Origin of the sequence: Pseudomonas sp. 8O (assembly GCF_902506495.1) — a bacterium.
In the GTDB taxonomy this organism is placed as follows: Bacteria; Pseudomonadota; Gammaproteobacteria; order Pseudomonadales; family Pseudomonadaceae; genus Aquipseudomonas; species Aquipseudomonas chaetocerotis.
Window position 1 is genome coordinate 1 of record NZ_LR733266.1, and the last position, 13,468, is coordinate 13,468.

At 62.2% G+C, this 13,468-nt stretch carries 14 protein-coding genes, 1 other RNA gene and 2 pseudogenes; 3 read left to right on the plus strand and 14 right to left on the minus strand.

What is annotated here, in order from left to right; all coding sequences use genetic code 11:
• The 6 genes and pseudogenes from GV002_RS20915 to GV002_RS24180 form a co-directional block, all read right to left on the minus strand.
• Nucleotides 1-145: pseudogene (locus GV002_RS20915) on the minus strand (aspartate aminotransferase family protein); the annotation flags it as partial.
• A 23-nt stretch (nucleotides 146-168) separates the two neighbouring features.
• Nucleotides 169-1,515, minus strand: a complete 1,347-nt coding sequence (locus GV002_RS20920) for a glutamine synthetase family protein (RefSeq protein ID WP_160020215.1) — start codon at nucleotides 1,513-1,515, stop codon at nucleotides 169-171.
• A 28-nt stretch (nucleotides 1,516-1,543) separates the two neighbouring features.
• Entirely contained in the window at nucleotides 1,544-2,101 is a 558-nt protein-coding gene (locus GV002_RS20925; protein WP_160020216.1) for a helix-turn-helix domain-containing protein, read from the minus strand.
• Nucleotides 2,102-2,117: 16 nt separating this feature from the next.
• Nucleotides 2,118-3,407 carry an NAD(P)/FAD-dependent oxidoreductase gene (locus tag GV002_RS20930; RefSeq protein ID WP_160020217.1) on the minus strand — a complete coding sequence of 430 codons (1,290 nt, stop codon included), beginning with the start codon at nucleotides 3,405-3,407 and terminating at the stop codon, nucleotides 2,118-2,120.
• Between the two features lie 78 nt (nucleotides 3,408-3,485).
• The gene (locus GV002_RS20935; protein WP_160020218.1) at nucleotides 3,486-3,785 is read right to left on the minus strand and encodes an antibiotic biosynthesis monooxygenase family protein; all 300 of its coding nucleotides are present in this window, start codon (nucleotides 3,783-3,785) and stop codon (nucleotides 3,486-3,488) included.
• Nucleotides 3,786-3,805: 20 nt separating this feature from the next.
• Nucleotides 3,806-3,952: a hypothetical protein gene (locus GV002_RS24180; RefSeq protein WP_017677236.1), complete on the minus strand. Its 147-nt coding sequence runs from the start codon at nucleotides 3,950-3,952 to the stop codon at nucleotides 3,806-3,808.
• 329 nt (nucleotides 3,953-4,281) lie between these two features.
• Here GV002_RS24180 and GV002_RS20940 point away from each other — a divergent pair, with 329 nt between their 5' ends.
• The gene (locus tag GV002_RS20940; RefSeq protein WP_160020219.1) at nucleotides 4,282-5,229 is read left to right on the plus strand and encodes an AraC family transcriptional regulator; all 948 of its coding nucleotides are present in this window, start codon (nucleotides 4,282-4,284) and stop codon (nucleotides 5,227-5,229) included.
• Between the two features lie 99 nt (nucleotides 5,230-5,328).
• Here GV002_RS20940 and GV002_RS20945 read toward each other — a convergent pair whose 3' ends face one another.
• The 5 genes from GV002_RS20945 to dnaX all read right to left on the minus strand — a co-directional run bounded on the left by GV002_RS20945 (nucleotide 5,329) and on the right by dnaX (nucleotide 10,440).
• Nucleotides 5,329-6,477, minus strand: a complete 1,149-nt coding sequence (locus GV002_RS20945; protein ID WP_160020220.1) for an acyl-CoA dehydrogenase family protein — start codon at nucleotides 6,475-6,477, stop codon at nucleotides 5,329-5,331.
• Between the two features lie 66 nt (nucleotides 6,478-6,543).
• The gene (locus tag GV002_RS20950) at nucleotides 6,544-7,122 is read right to left on the minus strand and encodes a DUF4157 domain-containing protein (RefSeq protein WP_160020221.1); all 579 of its coding nucleotides are present in this window, start codon (nucleotides 7,120-7,122) and stop codon (nucleotides 6,544-6,546) included.
• Between the two features lie 30 nt (nucleotides 7,123-7,152).
• Nucleotides 7,153-7,752: a recombination mediator RecR gene (recR, locus tag GV002_RS20955; RefSeq protein ID WP_074674874.1), complete on the minus strand. Its 600-nt coding sequence runs from the start codon at nucleotides 7,750-7,752 to the stop codon at nucleotides 7,153-7,155.
• Nucleotides 7,753-8,004: 252 nt separating this feature from the next.
• The gene (locus GV002_RS20960) at nucleotides 8,005-8,331 is read right to left on the minus strand and encodes a YbaB/EbfC family nucleoid-associated protein (RefSeq protein WP_003460931.1); all 327 of its coding nucleotides are present in this window, start codon (nucleotides 8,329-8,331) and stop codon (nucleotides 8,005-8,007) included.
• A 24-nt stretch (nucleotides 8,332-8,355) separates the two neighbouring features.
• Nucleotides 8,356-10,440: a DNA polymerase III subunit gamma/tau gene (gene dnaX, locus GV002_RS20965; protein WP_160020222.1), complete on the minus strand. Its 2,085-nt coding sequence runs from the start codon at nucleotides 10,438-10,440 to the stop codon at nucleotides 8,356-8,358.
• 465 nt (nucleotides 10,441-10,905) lie between these two features.
• Between dnaX and GV002_RS20970 the strand changes: the two genes are divergently transcribed.
• Both GV002_RS20970 and GV002_RS20975 read left to right on the plus strand, forming a co-directional pair.
• Nucleotides 10,906-11,127 carry a hypothetical protein gene (locus GV002_RS20970; RefSeq protein WP_037004057.1) on the plus strand — a complete coding sequence of 74 codons (222 nt, stop codon included), beginning with the start codon at nucleotides 10,906-10,908 and terminating at the stop codon, nucleotides 11,125-11,127.
• A 53-nt stretch (nucleotides 11,128-11,180) separates the two neighbouring features.
• Entirely contained in the window at nucleotides 11,181-11,468 is a 288-nt protein-coding gene (locus tag GV002_RS20975; protein WP_119691084.1) for a DUF3509 domain-containing protein, read from the plus strand.
• A 125-nt stretch (nucleotides 11,469-11,593) separates the two neighbouring features.
• Here GV002_RS20975 and ffs read toward each other — a convergent pair.
• The 3 genes and pseudogenes from ffs to GV002_RS24690 form a co-directional block, all read right to left on the minus strand.
• Nucleotides 11,594-11,690, minus strand: an RNA gene (gene ffs / locus GV002_RS20980) — signal recognition particle sRNA small type.
• 104 nt (nucleotides 11,691-11,794) lie between these two features.
• Nucleotides 11,795-12,574: a methyl-accepting chemotaxis protein gene (locus GV002_RS24685; RefSeq protein ID WP_370604793.1), complete on the minus strand. Its 780-nt coding sequence runs from the start codon at nucleotides 12,572-12,574 to the stop codon at nucleotides 11,795-11,797.
• A gap of 78 nt (nucleotides 12,575-12,652) precedes the next feature.
• A pseudogene (locus GV002_RS24690) lies at nucleotides 12,653-13,429 on the minus strand (MCP four helix bundle domain-containing protein); the annotation flags it as partial.
• Between the last annotated feature and the right edge of the window lie 39 nt (nucleotides 13,430-13,468).

The window sequence follows — 13,468 nt, forward strand, 5'->3', positions numbered from 1 at the left end:
CCCACAGGTGCACACCCTTTGCTTCAGTGATGATGCGCGGGCCCTTCTCGGCCAGTTGCTTGTAATCACTGAACGGCGCCAGGTGGTGGGCCTGGCTGAGGGCTTGCCAGTGGGCGGTCTTGGGGTTGTTCACGGCGTTATTCATGGCGCCTCCTTCTATCCGTGACATCACAGGTACCAGCGGTATTCGCGCGGGCTGATGTCGTGCATGAAGGCCAGGTGATCCTGGCGTTTGTTCTCGCAATAGACCATGACGAACTCGCTGCCGAGACCAGCGGCGACACGCTCGCTGGCCTGCATGCGGCGCACAGCGTCGAGCATGTCCTTGGGAAAGTCGACGCCGCTTTCGCGGTCGTCATTCAGGGGTGCGATGGGCTCGACCTTGGCGTCGAGGCCATGCTCGATACTGGTCAGCAATGCCGCCAGCACCAGATAGGGGTTGGCATCGGCGCCCGGCAGGCGGAACTCCAGACGCAGGTTGCGCGCATCCGACTCGGGGATGCGTACGCAGGCGTCACGGTCCTCGAAACCCCAACTGGCCTTGCTCGCCGAGTTCACCTGGGCACCGAAGCGACGGTAGCTATTGTGGTTCGGCGCGTAGATCGGCATCAGCTCCGGCAGCAGTTCCAGGCAGCCGGCCACGGCATGCCGCAGCGGGCGCTGCTCGTCACACGCCAGCAGGTTGTCACCGGCTTCGTCGTAGAGGCTGACGTGGATGTGCATGCCACTACCCGGATACTGCAGGTACGGTTTGGCCATGAAGCTGGCGCGATGGCCGTATTTGAGCGCCACGCCACGGGTCAGCCGACAGAACAGCGCCGACCAGTCGGCCGCCTGCATCGGGTCGGTGTTGTGGCTGAAGTTGATCTCGAACTGTCCCGGGCCGATCTCGGCGGTGATCACCGTGGTATCGATGCCCTGCAGGCGTGCGGTCTCGGTGATGTCGTCGAGCACGTCGGAAAAACGCGACAGCCGCTCGATGTGCATGTTCGGCTGGTCGTCGGCATCGCCGCTGAGGTCGTCGCGCGGGTACTGCGGCAAGCCGTCCTTGAGCGCCTTGTCGAACAGGTAGAACTCCAGCTCGAAGGCCACCACCGGGCGAATGCCGCGTGCGGCCAGACGCTGCACCACGCGCGCCAGCACCTCGCGCGGTTCGAATTCGATGGGCGCTTCGGTGCCGTCGGAGCTGATCAGCATCTGCCCCAACGGCTGGCGCTCCCAGTTCACCAGCTTGAGCGTGCCGGGGATCAGGCGCCGTGGCGCGTCCGGGTCACCGTCATGAAAGCAGTAGTCGCCGATCTCGTAGAGACCGCCCTGGGCACCGAGCAGCACGCAGTTCTGCGGTAGCTTCAGGGCGCTGCCGGCAGCGACCTTTTCCAGCATCTCGATGGGGTAGCGCTTGCCATAGAAATGTCCGGGAATATCCAGGCAGATCAGGTCGACGAAGCGCAACTCTGGGTGGGCCTGGCGGAATTGGCGGACTTCGTCGAGCAGCTCGACTCGGGTGACGTTCATTGGAGTTATGTCCGGTTCACGGGAAGGGTCAGGTGTAGATCCACAGCACACGCGCTGGCGTTTCGCCCTGGTTGGCGTAGCGCAAACGCGCGTAGCTCGGGACTTGGAAGGCATCGCCGGGATACAGCGTGGTACTTTCTTCGTCCTCGCCCAGCCATAGCGTCAGCTGGCCGTCGAGTACGTAGCCGGCCTGTTCCGAGCGGTCGCTCATCTGCCGCTCGCCACTGCTGGCACCAGGTTCGAGCAGGCTTTCGACCACCATGAAGGCGCCCTGCAAGGTCGGCGAAGCCATGATGTCGGTGATGCCACCGGCCAGGTACAGGGTGCGGCGCTCGTCCGGGCGCGTGACCCAGTCCAGCGCCTTGGGTTTGGGCAGGCTGTAGAAATAGGTGGTGGGTACGTCGAGCGCCTCGCTGATGGCGGTCAGGTCCTCGACCGTCGGACGCGACAGGCCGCGCTCGACCTGCGAGACAAAGCCCACGGAACGGCCGATACGCTCGGCCAGCTCGTTGAGGGTGACCTTCTTGTGCTTGCGCAGGTCGTGGATGAGCACGGCCAGGGCCGCCATTTCCAGATTCTTGTCCATGTCAGGGCTGTCCATTTCAGAAGCTGTCTCTGAGTCGATACCAGGCTTTGCCGATGGCCTCGAGCGGCGCAGCCAGACGCTCGCCGAACGGGAATTCGGGGTTGCGCAGTTGCCGGTACAACGCCAGTTCGTCGTCATCACCCAGGATGGCATCGCTGACCGCCCGCGCCGCTGCCAGGGTCGGCAGCACACCGTGACCGGAAAAACCCTGCAGCCAGTAACGGCCGTTATTGCCACCAACGTCCGGGGTACGGGCACGGGTCACGTCGATATGGCCGCCCCAGGCGAAGTCGATGGCCACGCCTGACAACTGCGGGAATACGCGCTCGAGGAACGGCCGAGTGGCAGCGGCAATGTCCTTTGGCAAGCCACCCAGGTAGGTGCAGCCACCGCCAAACAGCAGGCGGTGATCCGGGGTGCGGCGGAAGTAATCGAGGACGAACTGGTTGTCGGTGACGCAGGCATTGCGCGGCAACAACGCCTCGGCGCGCTCGGCGCCCAGCGGCTCGGTGGCGATCTGGTAGGTACCGACCGGCAGGATGCGCCGGGCCAGTCGCGGCTCAAGATCGTCGATATAGGTGTTGCAAGCCAGCACCAGGTTGTCAGCCTGCACACTGCCCTGCTCGGTACGCACGCGGTAGCCGTCGCCGTGCACATCCTGGCTCAGCGCGCGGCTCTGCTCGAAGATCTGCCCACCGGCACGGACGAAGGCCTCGGCCAGACCAAGTGCCAGCTTGAGCGGGTTGAGAGACCCAGCCTCGGGGTCATAGAGGCCGGCGCGGTAACGTTCGCTGGCGACCCATTCCGGCATCTGCTCACGAGAAATGAACTGCAGCGCGCGGTGCCCCCATTTATAGGTGGCTTCCTCCTGCCACTCGTGCAGCAGCGTTACGCGACGGGGCAGCACCGCCGTCCACAAATGACCATGGCGGTAATCGCAGTCGAAGCCATGGCGCTGGGGCAGTTCACGCAGCTCGTGGGCTGCCCAGCTCATGCCGTCCCACAGACGGCGAGCGCGCTCGATGCCCAGCGCTTTTTCCAGCGGCGGCATATCGCACGACCAGCCCAGAATCGCCTGCCCACCGTTGCGTCCAGAGGCTGCCCAGGCAACACGACTGGCCTCCAGCAGAATGACCCTGCGTCCCGCTTCGGCCAGGCGCAAGGCGGTGTGCAGGCCACTGAAACCGGCACCGATCACCAGCACCTCGCACTGCAGATCACCTTGCAGCACTGGATGATGCGTCAGTCGATCCTTGCAGCTATGGGCGTAATAGCTGTCGACGTGCTCACTGGCCTGGCGGAACATAGACGACTCATGAAATTTAAAATAATTAATTTCATGAAAATCTATAGAGATAATTTCACAAAGGCAAGCCTGAGCAGCTCAGGCGACCTGCTGCTGCAACTCCATGCCGCATTCAAGATGAGTGAGCAACCCTTCATCTATCGCCTGGGCCACTACCCCGCGCAGGCCTTCACTACCGAGGAAAGCGTCGCGTGCCGCTGCCGAGCGCCACTGCCCTTCTACCTGCCAGATCAACGGGTCAGTGCGCAGAGAGAACACATGCAGGCGTTCGCAACCTGGGATATCCCGGCCGACCTCATGCAAGCGCGCCAGGCACTGCCCCAACCGGCCTGAACGGTCGGGGCGGGCGCGAACGGTCATACGGTGAATGATGCTCATGGCAACCTCCTGGAGTTGAATCAATACATACCGGCAGCGTTTCGCTGCAGAACATGGGGCGCTGCGTCCGGCTCTGCAAAAGCCGCTTCGCCAACGGCTCTTGAGTCGAGCCAGGCAGTGGCGAGCAGCAACAGGGTCAGCGGCGCGATCAACCATTTACTGGACATGGCTCGCTCCTTTCTTGACATGTGTGGGCACCGCTCAGCGGGTGATATCGCTACTGCATGCGCTCGAGCCGGCACAGAGGCACCGCTCGATGGCTACAAAGATCAGGCAGAAGGTCATCAGAGCGTTAGTCGATTTCTGGCAAATCCTTGCCTAAAACTCTATAGCAATGGAATTGCTGCAACCGAGCGCATCGCACCCTAACCCCCTTGAAACACTCTGTATCACTGGCCATTTGCCCATTACTGGCAAATATTTGCCTAATCCTGCCGCACCTCATGACTTGCCTGAAAAACCTGGATAGGCTTCGCTGACTTTCCGGAGGCGTGCCATGTATTCACCCATTAACACCGCCACAACTCTCGACACCCCACTTGCCGAGCTGAGCCACGAAATGGCGCGCCTGGTCGAGCGCTTCGTCCCCGAGGATGGCTTACACCTCACCGCCATCCCCGGCCTGAAACTGGCGCGCGCCACAACACCCAGCCTGCCGATGCAGACGGTCTACGACCCGTGCCTGTGCATCATCGCCCAGGGCCGCAAGGAGATTCGTCTGGGTGACGAACTCTACGTTTATGATCCGTTGAATTATCTGGTGGCGTCGGTGGTGCTGCCGGTCACCGGTCGAGTGATCGAAGCCAGCCAGGAGGCGCCGTACCTGAGCCTCGCACTGGAGATAGATCCAGCATTGATCAGCAGCTTGATCACCGAGATGCCGCCCATTCCAGCTCCTGATGCCGCCTCGCAACGGGCGCTGTTTCTCGATCGTCTCGACCCGCGCCTGCTGGATGCGGTGATCCGTCTGCTGCGCCTGCTGGAAACCCCGCGCGATATCGCCATGCTGGCGCCATTGGCATTGCGCGAGATTTTCTATCGCATGCTGCTCAGTCCGCAGGGCCACCGCCTGCATGAAGTGGTCATCGCCGACAGCCAGAGCCAGCGAATCTCCCGCGCCATCGAGTGGCTGCGCAAGAACTTCGATCAACCGCTGCGTATCGAGGAACTGGCCCGCGAAGTGAACCTGAGCCCCTCGACCCTGCACCATAGATTCAAGGCCGTCACGGCGTTCAGCCCACTGCAGTATCAGAAGCAGCTGCGCTTGCAGGAGGCCCGCCGGCTGATGCTGTGCGACAACCTCGAAGCGGCAGCGGCCAGCTACCGCGTTGGTTATGAAAGCCCATCGCAGTTCAGCCGCGAGTACAGTCGTCTGTTCGGCGACCCGCCGCAACGCGACATCGCCCGCCTGCGCCAGGCGGCGCAGAATCAGGTCGCTTCCTGATAACAGCGCAGGACCATGCCCCCCCGTGGGAGGCGCTTCAGCGGCGACGGTGCTCAGCAGCGCCTCTGATCGCGGCTAAAGCCCCTCCCACGACACCTGCTACAGCCCCATCTGCTTCGCGATGATCTCGTTCATGATCTCGCGCGTACCACCACCGATAGAGAGGATGCGGTTGTCGCGGTACAAGCGCTCGACCAGGCTTTCGCGCATGTAACCCATGCCGCCCATGATCTGCACCGCATCATAGGTGAGACGGTCGGAGATATCGGTGGCGAAGTTCTTGGCCATGGAAATCTCCTTGATCACGCTCCTGCCGGCGGCCATCTGCGCGGCCTGACGGTAGGTGAATTCGCGGGAGACCTCCAGCTGCGTCGCCATCTCGGCCAGGCGATGCTTGAGCACCTGGAACTTGCCCACCGGCTTGCCGAACGCCTGGCGCTCACGCGCCCACTTCAGCGACTCTTCCAGTGCCAGTTGCGCGGTCATGTTGGCCATGATCGCCAGGCTCAGGCGTTCGCTCTGGAAGTTGGCCATGATGCAGGCGAAGCCGGCGTTCTCTGCGCCGATCAGGTTTTCCACCGGCACCTTGCAGTCATCGAAGAACAGCTCGGCGGTATCCGAAGCCCACCAACCCATCTTCTTCAGCTTGCGGCCCACGCTGAAGCCCGGCGTGCCCTTCTCCACCAGCAGCAGGCTGACGCCACCAAAACCCTCGCCGCCAGTGCGTACCGCGACCGTGTAGTAATCGGCACGCACACCGCTGGTGATGAAGGTCTTGCTGCCACTGATACGGTAGTGATCGCCATCGCGTACGGCGCGGGTCTTGAGATTGGCCACGTCGGAGCCACCGGAAGGCTCGGTCACCGCCAGCGCCATGATCTTCTCACCGGCCAGCACCTGTGGCACCACACGCTCACGCACAGAGGGTTTGGCCCATTTGACGATGGGAGGCAGCCCGATATCCAGTGAGCCGAGCCCGGCCACCAGGCCGCCGGAACCACAACGCATCAGCTCTTCGCTGGCCGCGACCTTGGCGAACACGTCACCCTCATGGCTGCCACCGTACTGCTCGGGGTAACCGATACCTAGAATGCCCGCCGCTCCCGCCTTCTGATACAGCTCGCGAGGAAACGCCTCGGCCTCTTCCCATTCATCGATATGCGGCAGGATCTCGCGCTCGACAAAGCGCCGAACGGAATCACGAATCAGTCGGTGAGATTCATCGAAATACGACAAAGGGGCGGCCATGCGGGTACTCCCGTTATTGTTTTGGGAACCCTAACCTAGCGCTTGCTTGGTTTTCAAGCGAGCGTTTCATTTCTGCTCGCGCAACACCTTTCTCACCCGCTCGCCCATCTCGTAGGCTGGCCCCTCCACCGACTGGAAATTGCGCGTGTAGCGCTGGGCGAAGCCATCGGTGCCCCACTCGCGGTATTGCTGTACATGCCACAGTTCATGCGCCCACAACGCTGCATCCTCTGCGGCAGCATCGGCGTTGCGAAACACCACCACATCGACCAGCGTAACGGCCTGTACATCAGGGTTCTGCAGCATGACGGTGGCGGCGTCCATCTCGTCGGTGATGCCCACGCGATAGCGCACTTCATCGAGCAATGCATCGTCGTAGAACGACGCAAGCTGCGCACGGATCATCAAAGGAATCGGCTCTGTGCCGGCTCGCAGTGCTGCCTGGCGAGAGTGCAGCAACCAGGCTTCGAGACGTGCCGCAGCCAGATTCAGGCCGTCCTCACGGACCTGCACGGGATCGGGCACGCACAAGCAGGAAGCGCCCAGACACACCTGCACCTGCCCGGTCGGACATTGAGCCTGTGCGGCCAGAGGCCCCCCAAGCAGGAGCACCAGAGCCATACGGCGCAGAGTGTCGGTGGTCACTGGCACTCCGAATCTGAAGGGCCTGATTGCTTACAGGCTGATCGGGCGTCGACCTGCCAAGGCATGGGCCAGGGTGCCGCCGTCGACCAGTTCTAGCTCGCCACCAAGCGGCATACCATGGGCGATGCGCGAGGCGACCAGACCTTTGCCGACGAGTATCTGGGCGATGTAGTGCGCCGTGGCCTCACCTTCCACCGTCGGATTGGTGGCCAGGATCACTTCGCTGAAAGCACCGGCATCGATGCGCTCGAGCAGCGCAGGAATACCGATGGCCTCTGGCCCCAGACCATCGAGCGGTGACAGATGTCCCTTGAGCACGAAGTAGCGACCGCGAAAGCCGGTCTGCTCCACGGCATGCACGTCCATCGGACCTTCCACCACACACAGCAGGCTGTCGTCACGCCGCTCGTCCAGGCACAGCTGGCAGATCTCGTCCTCGCTCAGGCTGCGGCAGCGCTTGCAGTGCCCCACGCCTTCCATCGCGGCATTCAGTGCCTGCGCCAGACGCTGGCCGCCACTGCGATCACGCTCGAGCAGCTGCAGCGCCATGCGCTGCGCCGTCTTCTGCCCGACACCGGGCAGGATGCGCAGGGAGTCGATCAACTGGCGAATCAGAGGGCTGAAACTCATGGCGTTCCTAAGGTCGTAGCCCGGATACAATCCGGGAGCACAGGTCACAGGTCATTCCCGGATTGCATCCGGGCTACAAATTTGAAGCCCGTCGCCGCCCTGCACATGCGATCAACACAATAAGAGTGGCGATCAGGCGACGTGCAGGGCAAGGCGCCGAAGGACGAGGAACCGCAGTGTGCTGGAGCACATGAGGATTCCGAGTTCGCCGGCAACGCCGCCATGTGCGTCGACTGGACGGCACGGGGCCTGTCAGAAGGGCATTTTGAAGCCGGGGGGGAGCTGCATCCCTGCAGTCATGCCGGACATCTTCTCCTGGCTATTCTGCTCAACCTTGCGCACCGCGTCGTTGACGGCAGCAGCGATCAGGTCTTCGAGCACTTCCTTGTCTTCCTGCATCAGGCTGTCATCCAGGGTGATGCGCTTGACGTCGTGACGACCGGTCATCACCACGCTGACCAGGCCGGCGCCGGACTGGCCGGTGACTTCGGCGTTGGCCAGCTCTTCCTGCATCTTCTGCATTTTTTCCTGCATTTGCTGAGCCTGCTTCATCAGGCCTGCCATGCCACCTTTCATCATGTCGGTATCCTCGGTGTTCGGGGTTTAACTGGGAGTATCGATAGGTTCGATGCTGTCGTCGCGCACCTTGGCGGCGAACTGCTGAATCATCTGCTGCACCAGCGGGTCGGCATGGATCGATGCCTCAGCGCTGCGCTGGCGGTCGGCGCGGCGCCGAGCAGCGGCCTGCGCCGGAGTTTCCTGCTCGGGCTTGCACAGCTCGATGCGCAATTTGATGCTGCGCCCTTGCTGCTGGTTCAGCGCATCATTGAGACGACGCTGCTGAGTCGGGTTGAACAGCGCACTGTGCGCAGGGTCCAGGTGCAGCAGCCAGTCATCACCATTGGCTTCGATCAGGGTGCAGTTGGCGGCGATGCTGCCCGTCATGCCGCCCAGGCCAAGCTGCGGGAACAGTGACAGCCATTCTGCCGCCAGACCGGTAGCCGGTTTGGCGGCCGGCAACGGTTCTTCGACCGCAGGCGTCACGGCTTCGGCTTGGTCGAAATCGTAATCGAGGGTCTCGGCGTCCATTTCGACATAGTCGTAGTCGCCGAGCGGTGGCTCGTCCTCACTGCCATCAGCATCGGCTACTGGCTGTGCGATCTCATTCGGTGCGGACACTTCGACCGACGCAACTTGCAGCGCTGCTGGCTCTGCGGCGTTCACCTCTGGTTCTGCCGGAGCGACAGACTGAGCAGGCTCAGCCACAGGCTCGGCAGTTTCCCAAGGCACGTCAACTGCAGAAGCAGCGGGCTCGGGCTCGGGCTCGGGCTCGGCGGGCAGGTCAGCGACCGGAGCTACAGGCGCCTCAACAGGCTGGACCGGCTCGCTCACGTCAGGCGTGACACTCGCAGCCGGCACAACAGGGCTCGGCTCGACCGATGCCGGAACAACGGGAGCCTGTGCAGCAGGAGCGATAACAGGTGCCGGAGCAGAAACCACGGGAGCCGGCATAGCGGTGCCGGCCACTGGGTTTTGTTGGGAATCAGCAGTGGCCTGGCTGATCCCCAAGGGCTTTAGCGTGACCTTCGGCGCGTCATCGGCGCCCGCCGGGCGGAAGGCCAGCATACGCAGCAGCACCATCTCGAAGCCGCCACGCGGTTCAGGTGCCAAGGGTAGATCGCGACGGCCGATCAAACCCATCTGATAGTAGAACTGCACGTCTTCGGCCGGCAGCGCCTGGGCCAGTTGCAGCACGCGCTCGCGGTCGCCCTGGCCATTGTCGACGGCCTCCGGCAGCGCCTGGGCAATCGCAACGCGATGCAGAACGTTGAGCATCTCCGACAGCACGCCATTCCAGTCCGGCCCCTGCTCGGCGAGATGACGCACCGCCTCGATCAGCGCCCGGGCATCGCCCTCGATCAGCGCATGCAGCACACCGTAGACCTGACCGTGATCGAGGGTGCCGAGCATGGCGCGCACGTCGGCCGCCAACACCTTGCCCTCGCCGAAGGCAATGGCTTGGTCGGTCAAGCTCATGGCGTCGCGCATCGAACCATCGGCAGCACGACCGAGCAGCCACAGGGCATCGTCCTCGAACGGCACGTTCTCGGCAGTCAATACATGTGTCAGGTGCTCGACCACCCGCTCCGGCGGCATGTTCTTCAGCGAGAACTGCAGGCAGCGCGACAGCACTGTGACCGGCAGTTTCTGTGGATCAGTGGTGGCGAGCAGAAATTTGACGTGGGGCGGCGGCTCCTCCAGGGTCTTCAACAGGGCGTTGAAGGAGCTGGTGGAGAGCATGTGCACTTCGTCGATCAGGTAGACCTTGAAACGGCCCCGACTTGGCGAGTACTGCACATTATCGAGCAGCTCACGGGTGTCTTCGACCTTGGTGCGGCTGGCGGCGTCCACTTCGATCAGGTCGACGAAACGACCCTCATCGATTTCCCTGCACACCGAGCAGGTGCCACAAGGGGTAGAGCTGATGCCGGTTTCGCAGTTCAGGCACTTGGCGATGATCCGCGCAATAGTGGTCTTGCCCACACCACGCGTGCCGGTAAACAGGTAGGCATGGTGCAGGCGCTGGCTGTCCAGGGCGTTGATCAGGGCCTTGAGCACATGCGTCTGGCCGACCATTTCGCGGAACGAGCGCGGACGCCATTTACGTGCAAGAACCTGATAACTCATGGAAAACCGTCATATGAGGAAAGCAAAAGTGGGCTAATCCTAGCGGAGCAACCGGCAAATTGCATCCGCCACCCGCTTGTGTGGAGCAGCATCGCCCCAGCTTGAGAAATAACACTGGTCATTTCTTGCACAAAGCATTAGTATTCGCGCCGTTCGTACCACGCTGTAAGTCATTAAAGGCCTTTGCGCCCCCTCGCTGGTTTCCCGGTTCAACGTCTAGCGCGTCTCTGCGCTGCCGCCCTCCCCGATCCCATCTGCTGACTGATCAGGCCGACTCGCCGTTTATCGGCGCAGTTCCTCTGCCTGCCTCCGACGTACCGACCACGCCGAAGAACCGTAACAATGGAACTTTATCGTGCTAATCAAGCTCCGATCGGTTGACATGCTATGGCCGCTTTTCGGCCAACCACATGGAGCTACACCACGCGCAACGAAGCGCACATGCTTTAAGGAATACCCAGAAAAATGAATGCTCAACATCAAATTCAGAAAGCCATCAGCACCCTGACTCACGCCTTCGCTCCGTTCGATTGCCGCATCCTGGCAACGCGCAAGGGCAGCTTCAGCTTTACCCTGGTCGACAAGACCGGTATCGCTCAGTACAGCCAGCGTCTTTACCCAGGCCAGTACAGCGACGAGTCTCTGCAGCAGGTGATCGAGCGTACCCGCCAGTCGCTCACCGCCTGAACTTAGTCGTCATCCTGAGGTCGAAGGTGACCAACCTCAGGATGGAGTAGGACATGGAACTCACCAACCAACAGCTCGTCGATCACCTGTTCAATCCGTTGCGTGCCAGCTTCAGCTCACCACGACCGGACGGCAGCATCATCCTCGCCTTGCTCGACGAGAGCGACAGCACCGTCTACAGCCGCGTCCTGGCCAAGCCACAGATCACCGACCAGAATGCCTTCGCCCAGAGCTTGGAAGAAATCCGCCTGGAACTGGCCGTACGCGCCGGCAACATACCCGCCGACCTGCGCAAGACGCTCAAGGAACAGGACAGCGTGTTGAATTACCGCATTGCCTGAGCCTGCAAACACCCAAAGCCCGCGCCCAAAGCGCGGGCTTTTTTATTGCGCACAGCAAAAACCGCCAGATGGGCGCTGAAGATGGGGATAAGGGAGAGGCAACAGCCTGGAAAACTGGAGGTGGACCCTACCAGCCACACCCCGGCACACAATGTTCCCGCTGTGGCTGCTCCCTTCCGGGCCTGACCAGGTTGACGGGTAATCGTTGCGAGGGGACCGGCAGGGCCACCATAACGCTGCTCGCCATTGCGACGGGCCGCGCCATTGTAACGACTAAACGTAAACTTACAACCGCTTCAAACACTTAGATACGCGAGACACTCAGGTTACACCCGGAAACGTCCCACCAACTGGGCCAGCCCGTGGGACAGCTCGGACAGATGCTGGCTGGCCCGCGTGCTCTGTTCGGAGGTCTGCGCTGCTTCGTTGGAGAGGTCGCGAATGTCGCTGATATTGCGTGCGATTTCCTCGGTGACGCTGCTCTGTTCCTCACAGGCGGTAGCGATCTGCGCGGCCATATCGTTGATGCGCTGTACCGAATCACCGGTCACGCTCAGCGCCTGGTCCACACCGGCCGCCTGTTCCACACTTTGCCGCGCTCGCGCGCTGCCCGAATGCGTGGCCTTGACCGCGTTCTGCACACCGGCTTGCAGACGCTCGATCATCTGTTGGATATCCTTGGTCGACTCCTGTGTACGCGCTGCCAGCGCCCGCACCTCATCGGCGACCACGGCGAAACCACGACCCTGTTCGCCTGCGCGCGCCGCCTCGATGGCCGCGTTGAGCGCCAGCAGGTTGGTCTGTTCGGCAATGCCCTTGATCACCGCCAGCACCGCACCGATGTTGGCGGTTTCCTGCTCCAGGGTCTGGATGGTGTCGGAGGCGCTCTCCACTTCCTGGGCCAGTTGGCGGATCGAATGAATGGTCGCGCCGACCACCTGAGCGCCCTCTCGCGACTGCACTTCGGCGTGCCGCGCTGCATCGGCGGCATTCTGCGCATTGCGCGCCACCTCATGCACGGCCACGCTCATTTCGGTGGCCGCTGTGCTGACCTGATCGACCGCCGCGTGCTCGCTGCTGATCAACCGGTCATTGGCCGCCGCCATGCCAGCGAGACTCTGCGCCGAGTCAGCCACCTCACCCGTGACCCTTCCGACCTCCTTGATCAACGGCTGCAGCTTGTCGAGAAAGCGGTTGAAGGCATGACTGAGCTTGCCCAACTCGTCCCTGGAGAGCACGTCCAGGCGCACCCGCAAGTCGCCGTCACCGTCGGCGATCTGTTCGATGCGATAGAGCAGGTTATGCAGCGGACGAGTCACCAACAACGGAAAACCAACCACCAGGATCAGGCACACCAGCAGGCCTATGGCGATGATGAGTCCCTGCTGCCAGACCAGCGCTTCGCCGCGGGCAATGGCCTCGGTGCCAACGGCATTGGCGGCGCTGTCTTCCAACTCACCGAGCTTGTCGATGGCAGTACGCGCCTCTTCGAATTGCGCCTCGCTGTCTGCGAAACTCAGCCGACTGGCTGCATTGGGATCGCTGCCGGCCATTTCCAGCACGCGCAACGAAGTCGCCTTCCAACGGTCGAAGCCGCGATCGAACTCCGCCACCAGTGCCAGCGCCTCGCTACCGGGCTGCATGTCAGCGAACTTGTGCACGCGGTCGTAGGCCTGCTGCAAGTTCTCCGCATGCGAGGCACGTAATTGTGCGGCGTGCGCACCGGAATCCTCATCGAGCAGACTGCGCTCAGCGACGAAGGCCTGGTAAAGATCGCGGTCAGCATTCAGCAGCAAGCTGATGGCCGGCAGATGGCGATTGGTCAGCGTGGTACTGGATTCGGCAACCTGAGTGATACCGCGCACACCCAAGGTTCCCATCGCTACCAGCAAGGCGGCCAGCAACAGAATGGGCAGAGCAATCTTCCAACGGAACCCCAGATCGGCAAATGCGCGCAACATGATGGCACTCCAGCACTAGGCAAGTATCAGTAGCTTAGT

Bases quoted from the DNA above. Each gene is read 5' to 3' on its own strand.
- GV002_RS20920 (WP_160020215.1), bottom strand. From the start codon at position 1,515: ATGAACGTCACCCGAGTCGAGCTGCTCGACGAAGTCCGCCAATTCCGC.
- GV002_RS20925 (WP_160020216.1), bottom strand. From the start codon at position 2,101: ATGGACAAGAATCTGGAAATGGCGGCCCTGGCCGTGCTCATCCACGAC.
- GV002_RS20930 (WP_160020217.1), bottom strand. From the start codon at position 3,407: ATGTTCCGCCAGGCCAGTGAGCACGTCGACAGCTATTACGCCCATAGC.
- GV002_RS20935 (WP_160020218.1), bottom strand. From the start codon at position 3,785: ATGAGCATCATTCACCGTATGACCGTTCGCGCCCGCCCCGACCGTTCA.
- GV002_RS24180 (WP_017677236.1), bottom strand. From the start codon at position 3,952: ATGTCCAGTAAATGGTTGATCGCGCCGCTGACCCTGTTGCTGCTCGCC.
- GV002_RS20940 (WP_160020219.1), top strand. From the start codon at position 4,282: ATGTATTCACCCATTAACACCGCCACAACTCTCGACACCCCACTTGCC.
- GV002_RS20945 (WP_160020220.1), bottom strand. From the start codon at position 6,477: ATGGCCGCCCCTTTGTCGTATTTCGATGAATCTCACCGACTGATTCGT.
- recR (WP_074674874.1), bottom strand. From the start codon at position 7,752: ATGAGTTTCAGCCCTCTGATTCGCCAGTTGATCGACTCCCTGCGCATC.
- GV002_RS20960 (WP_003460931.1), bottom strand. From the start codon at position 8,331: ATGATGAAAGGTGGCATGGCAGGCCTGATGAAGCAGGCTCAGCAAATG.
- dnaX (WP_160020222.1), bottom strand. From the start codon at position 10,440: ATGAGTTATCAGGTTCTTGCACGTAAATGGCGTCCGCGCTCGTTCCGC.
- GV002_RS20970 (WP_037004057.1), top strand. From the start codon at position 10,906: ATGAATGCTCAACATCAAATTCAGAAAGCCATCAGCACCCTGACTCAC.
- GV002_RS20975 (WP_119691084.1), top strand. From the start codon at position 11,181: ATGGAACTCACCAACCAACAGCTCGTCGATCACCTGTTCAATCCGTTG.
- GV002_RS24685 (WP_370604793.1), bottom strand. From the start codon at position 12,574: ATGGCGGCGGCCAATGACCGGTTGATCAGCAGCGAGCACGCGGCGGTC.